Source organism: Shewanella sp. ENK2 (genome assembly GCF_043568515.1).
Classification (GTDB): domain Bacteria; phylum Pseudomonadota; class Gammaproteobacteria; order Enterobacterales; family Shewanellaceae; genus Shewanella; species Shewanella japonica.
The window spans coordinates 906327-912500 of sequence record NZ_CP171406.1 but is presented as its reverse complement, the minus strand read 5'-3'; the positions used below and the strand labels follow the sequence as shown (position 1 = coordinate 912500).

Genomic DNA, 6174 nt, shown 5'->3' with positions numbered 1-6174 from the left:
AGCGGTTCTTGAGACCGTGACTGCGTACCTTTTGTATAATGGGTCAGCGACTTACGTTTTGTAGCGAGGTTAAGCGAATAGCGGAGCCGTAGGGAAACCGAGTGTTAACTGCGCGTTTAGTTGCAAGGCGTAGACCCGAAACCGAGTGATCTAGCCATGGGCAGGTTGAAGGTTGAGTAACATCAACTGGAGGACCGAACCGACTAATGTTGAAAAATTAGCGGATGACTTGTGGCTGGGGGTGAAAGGCCAATCAAACTCGGAGATATCTGGTTCTCCTCGAAAGCTATTTAGGTAGCGCCTCGAGCGAATACCACTGGGGGTAGAGCACTGTTAAGGCTAGGGGGTCATCCCGACTTACCAACCCTTTGCAAACTCCGAATACCAGTGAGTACTACTCGGGAGACAGACGGCGGGTGCTAACGTCCGTCGTCAAAAGGGAAACAACCCAGACCATCAGCTAAGGTCCCAAAGTTATTGCTAAGTGGGAAACGATGTGGGAAGGCTTAGACAGCTAGGATGTTGGCTTAGAAGCAGCCATCATTTAAAGAAAGCGTAATAGCTCACTAGTCGAGTCGGCCTGCGCGGAAGATTTAACGGGGCTAAGCAATACACCGAAGCTATGGGTTTGCACTTAGGTGCAAGCGGTAGAGGAGCGTTCTGTAAGCGGTTGAAGGTGAAGGGGTAACCCACACTGGACGTATCAGAAGTGCGAATGCTGACATGAGTAACGATAATGGGGGTGAAAAACCCCCACGCCGAAAGACCAAGGGTTCCTGTCCAACGTTAATCGGGGCAGGGTGAGTCGACCCCTAAGGCGAGGCTGAAAGGCGTAGTCGATGGGAAACAGGTCAATATTCCTGTACTTTTGCTAACTGCGATGGAGAGACGGAGAAGGCTAGGCTAGCGCGGCGTTGGTTGTCCGCGTTTAAGGTTGTAGGCTGTTCACTTAGGCAAATCCGGGTGAACATTAGGCTGAGAGCTGATGACGAGCCGCTAAGGCGGTGAAGTAGTTGATGCCATGCTTCCAGGAAAATCTTCTAAGCTTCAGGTTAGTAGGAATCGTACCCCAAACCGACACAGGTGGTCGGGTAGAGAATACCAAGGCGCTTGAGAGAACTCGGCTGAAGGAACTAGGCAAAATGGTACCGTAACTTCGGGAGAAGGTACGCTCCTGACGGTGATGAGACTTGCTCTCTAAGCTGTTGGGAGTCGCAGATACCAGGTGGCTGCAACTGTTTATCAAAAACACAGTACTGTGCAAAATCGCAAGATGACGTATACGGTATGACGCCTGCCCGGTGCTTGAAGGTTAATTGATTGGGTTATCTTCGGAGAAGCTCATGATCGAAGCCCAAGTAAACGGCGGCCGTAACTATAACGGTCCTAAGGTAGCGAAATTCCTTGTCGGGTAAGTTCCGACCTGCACGAATGGCGTAATGATGGCCACGCTGTCTCCAGCCGAGACTCAGTGAAGTTGAAATTGCGGTGAAGATGCCGTATACCCGCGGCTAGACGGAAAGACCCCGTGAACCTTTACTATAGCTTGGCACTGAACATTGAACCTACATGTGTAGGATAGGTGGGAGACTTTGAAGCTCAATCGCTAGATGGAGTGGAGTCAATCTTGAAATACCACCCTTGTAGTTTTGATGTTCTAACCGCGGCCCCTAATCGGGGTTCGGGACAGTGCCTGGTGGGTAGTTTGACTGGGGCGGTCTCCTCCCAAAGAGTAACGGAGGAGCACGAAGGTTGGCTAAGTACGGTCGGACATCGTACGGTTAGTGCAATGGCATAAGCCAGCTTAACTGCGAGACATACACGTCGAGCAGGTACGAAAGTAGGTCATAGTGATCCGGTGGTTCTGTATGGAAGGGCCATCGCTCAACGGATAAAAGGTACTCCGGGGATAACAGGCTGATACCGCCCAAGAGTTCATATCGACGGCGGTGTTTGGCACCTCGATGTCGGCTCATCACATCCTGGGGCTGAAGTCGGTCCCAAGGGTATGGCTGTTCGCCATTTAAAGTGGTACGCGAGCTGGGTTCAGAACGTCGTGAGACAGTTCGGTCCCTATCTGCCGTGGGCGTTGGATGATTGAAGGAAGCTGCTCCTAGTACGAGAGGACCGGAGTGGACGAACCGCTGGTGTTCGGGTTGTTATGCCAATAGCATTGCCCGGTAGCTACGTTCGGAATCGATAACCGCTGAAAGCATCTAAGCGGGAAGCGAGTCCTAAGATGAGTCATCCCTAGGAATTTAATTCCTCTAAAGAGCCGTTCGAGACTAGGACGTTGATAGGCAGGGTGTGTAAGCGTTGTGAGGCGTTGAGCTAACCTGTACTAATGACTCGTGAGGCTTAACCATACAACCCAGATGAGTTTTATCTGAGTTGATGGTAACTAGATTTATTACTTACTGTTGAAGGTAAGACTTAGTAAAGAATTTAAAGCGCTTAATAAAGTAGAAAACTCAAAGAAACAAACAGCTTTCCGAATTTAGTTAATTGCGATAAGTGATTAACACCGAATTTGCTTGGTGACAATAGCATTGTGGTCCCACCTGATCCCATCCCGAACTCAGTAGTGAAACGCAATCGCGCCGATGATAGTGTGGGGTCTCCCCATGTGAAAGTAGGTCATCGCCAAGCGCCTAATTTACTCGAAAGAGTAGCTTTATCACGATAAAGCGAGTCTACTAACTTTGACAAGTTAACGACTTAAAAAGCATTTAGCATTACGCGTAAGCATTTTGCTAAAGGAGCGGTAGTTCAGTTGGTTAGAATACCGGCCTGTCACGCCGGGGGTCGCGGGTTCGAGTCCCGTCCGCTCCGCCAACATAAAGACGAAAGCCTCTACAGCAATGTAGAGGCTTTTTTCGTTTTGGTTATCAATGATTTCTGATATCTACCAACAATCCCCATTATAAAAGATACTTTTGCGGTCAATATTTAAGGATGCTAACTCAACTAAACACGCTTAATAAGATACTGAATGTTTATATCAAGGCTTTTAGTAAATGTTAGGTACCTCTCAGAAGTGAACCAGTGATTATTGAATTATGCCCTATCAACTTAGTGCATCCACAAATAATAGAGCCTTAACCTATAAACCTCAGAGTAACCAGAGTGAGCTCCTAGTTATCGAGGCCAACATATGTTCGTTCTACTTAGTGTTACTCATTTAAGCATTAGCCAGTAAGCCACAGCTCATTAAATCGATAAATACAAATAGCACAACTAATCTTATCTTTTTATGCACTATAGATTGATCTGCTTATGAAGTATTAACGTATATGATAAAGAGATTTGTATAAGGTAAAGCCAAAGCGTATTCAATTTTACTAATTTGGCTGAAAAACCCACAGTCAGTAGTGTTTGAAGCAAATAATGCTTTACCTTTGTCGGTGGTTTTAGCATAATGCATCTCGTCAACAGGGGTATAGTTCCAATTGGTAGAACAGCGGTCTCCAAAACCGATGGTTGCGAGTTCGAGTCTTGCTACCCCTGCCAAATTTAGAAGGCCTAGCAGAAATGCTAGGCCTTTGTCTTTTCTGCACATTTATTTTATTAACCGTACAATTCCTTTTTCAGTCCTTTTATCCGAATCACCATTAATTGATTTTCGTTGCTTTATCTTAGCTTTAGCTAGATGATGTAATGACTTTAAAGTCTTATCAATATCTAGACAACTAAAGCTTATTTTATCGGGTAAACAGGGAGTTGGGCGATGCTGACTAACGTTAAGCAATTCATGAATCATTCGGCGCGTTCGCGACAGATCCTCACTGTGTTGGTAAAGTATGGTTTAGCTAATTGGGTCAAAGAAGGTAATCCTGAGTTTATTAAAAGTGTATTTGTGAATGAGAGCGGTCAGCAACTTGCGTCACTTTCTATTGCAGTTCGTTTACGTCTAGCATTCAGTGAGTTAGGTACTGCTTTTATTAAACTTGGTCAAATACTCAGTACCCGTGCTGATCTGGTTGGTCAAGAGATTGCTGACGAGCTAACTAAGCTTCAATCTGATACGCCTGCCGATAATAAACAACAGATCATTTCAACCATTGAAGCTGAGTTCGGTCGCTCATTCGATACTTTATTTCAATCCTTTAGTTTTGAAGCATTAGCTTCTGCCTCGGTAGGTCAGGTGCATAAAGCTGTCACCGTGGATGGTCAAGACGTTGTCGTTAAAGTTCAACACGCTGGTATTGAAGATAAAATTGTTGCAGATGTCGAAATTTTAAAAATGCTGGCGTCTTTGGTTGAGCAATACAATAAAGAACTCAGACTATATCAACCGACTAAGTTAATTATTGAGTTTACTAAATCACTAATGAATGAGCTCGACTACGTGAAAGAAGCTCGCAGTATGCAACGTGCTAGTGCTTACTTTAGTGATAATAGTAAAGTGCATATTCCACATGTTTATCGTGACATTTCAGGTAAACATGTTTTAGTCATGGAATGCTTAAAGGGGTTTAGCGTTGCCGATGGTGACAAACTAAATGCTGCTGAGGTAGATACTAGAGCTTTAGCAGAAACCGGGCTCAAGGTGTATCTTGATATGATTTTTGATTTAGGTTTTTTTCACGCCGATCCGCATCCTGGAAATATTTGGGTATTGGAGTCTGGACAGTTAGGTATATTGGATTGGGGGATGACAGCAAAATTAACCCAAGCCGTTCAATTACGCTTTCAGCACTTATTAGTAGCCCTTGCCGATAAAGATCCCGCAGAGTTAACTTACCATATAATCAAATTGTGTCAGGCGCAGCCTAAGCTAGATAAAGTCTTACTTGAAAAAGATGTTAGCGATTTTGTACAAGACTTTTTGGAAGTGGATATTAATGAAGTCCCTCTAGTTGCCGTATTAAATGAATTTATTCGAATTATTCACCATCATAAGCTAGTTATTCCGACAGAAGTTTCGATGCTCCTGAGGGTACTCATCATGCTTGAAGGAGCATCTAAGCAATTAGATAGCAGCATAAGCGTAGGTGACGCAATTCGTCCTTATGCGATTAAGATGAAACTTGCCCAGTTGTCGCCTCAATATATGTTCAAACAAACCATGGCGTCTTCTAATCGATGGCAACGTGTCATTAATACTTTGCCTGAACAAATCGAGTTATTAACTCAGCAAATTAATAATGGTCGTTTTGATATTAATTTGAATCATCTAAGTTTAGATACGATTATTAATCGCTTGGTTTACGGGGTATTAAGTGGCGCCATTTTTCTCGGTGGGTGTATGGTGTTAAGTAGTGGCGTACCGCCTTTGTATGAAGGAGTTTCTATTATAGGTTTGGGGATTACTGCCGCAGGCAGTTTACTGGTAGGGCGCTTATTACTTGCTATTAGCCGTTCGGGAAACTTATCAAAAAAGCGTTGAAAAGTACGTAGTAGAATTTAGTCAAATCATGACAATATCAACAATAAGGTTACTTAATATGCCAGCCAAAAATCAGTTGATTATTTACTTAATGGTGATTAATGTCCTTATTTTTATTGCGAGTACATTGTTAAAGTTTGAACCTTTGCAGTCCTTAGCGCTTTATTTTCCATTGAATGAAAAGTTTGCTCTATGGCAGTTAGTCACCCATATGTTCATGCACGGCAGTGTGGCGCATATTCTATTTAATATGTACGCACTGTGGTCATTTGGTACCCCACTTGAACAGACTTGGAAGACGCCAAGGTTTTTAGCTTTTTATTTTGTAACAGGGTTGGGGGCAGCATTGATTTATACTGCCGCTAATTACTATCAGTTTTCCGCTATCACCAATGACATTTTAACGTTAGGTTACAGCACAAATGATATTCAAACCATTTTGCAGCAAGGTATGGCTGATGGTCACTTAGTACAGGCCTTGGGTAAGGATAGGCTGGTTGAGTTTATGTCTATTTACCATGCGCCTGTTGTTGGGGCATCTGGTGCGATGTATGGCGTGTTAGTGGCCTTTGCGATGCGTTATCCGGATGCTAAGTTATCGCTGATTTTCTTGCCTGTGCCGATTAGTGCTAAATGGTTTGTTCCACTCATTATTGCTGGTGACCTGTTCTTTGGATTAACTAAATATTCTGTTGGTAATATTGCTCATTTTGCCCATGTTGGCGGAGCCATTACCGCATTGGCGATAATGTTAGTGGTGCGGTATCGTCAAAAACAATGACATG

At 43.9% G+C, this 6174-nt stretch carries 2 protein-coding genes, 2 tRNA genes and 2 rRNA genes (1 of these 6 cut by a window edge); all 6 read left to right on the top strand.

Features of this window, described 5'->3' with window-relative positions:
* Positions 1-2366, top strand: a 23S ribosomal RNA gene (locus ACGEDC_RS04115) (it extends 526 nt beyond the left edge of the window).
* Between the two features lie 167 nt (positions 2367-2533).
* Positions 2534-2649 (top strand): 5S ribosomal RNA (gene rrf / locus ACGEDC_RS04110).
* Positions 2650-2758: 109 nt separating this feature from the next.
* Positions 2759-2835: transfer RNA gene (locus ACGEDC_RS04105), tRNA-Asp, on the top strand.
* A 598-nt stretch (positions 2836-3433) separates the two neighbouring features.
* A tRNA-Trp gene (locus ACGEDC_RS04100) sits at positions 3434-3510 on the top strand.
* Between the two features lie 217 nt (positions 3511-3727).
* The gene (locus ACGEDC_RS04095) at positions 3728-5389 is read left to right on the top strand and encodes an ABC1 kinase family protein (protein ID WP_394496621.1); all 1662 of its coding nucleotides are present in this window, start codon (positions 3728-3730) and stop codon (positions 5387-5389) included.
* A gap of 58 nt (positions 5390-5447) precedes the next feature.
* Positions 5448-6170 (top strand): rhomboid family intramembrane serine protease, encoded by a 723-nt coding sequence (locus ACGEDC_RS04090; protein WP_394496619.1) that lies wholly within the window; start codon positions 5448-5450, stop codon positions 6168-6170.
* Positions 6171-6174: the final 4 nt, after the last annotated feature.

Coding starts and splice junctions, on each gene's coding strand:
- ACGEDC_RS04090 (WP_394496619.1), top strand. CDS start 5,448: ATGCCAGCCAAAAATCAGTTGATTATTTACTTAATGGTGATTAATGTC.
- ACGEDC_RS04095 (WP_394496621.1), top strand. CDS start 3,728: ATGCTGACTAACGTTAAGCAATTCATGAATCATTCGGCGCGTTCGCGA.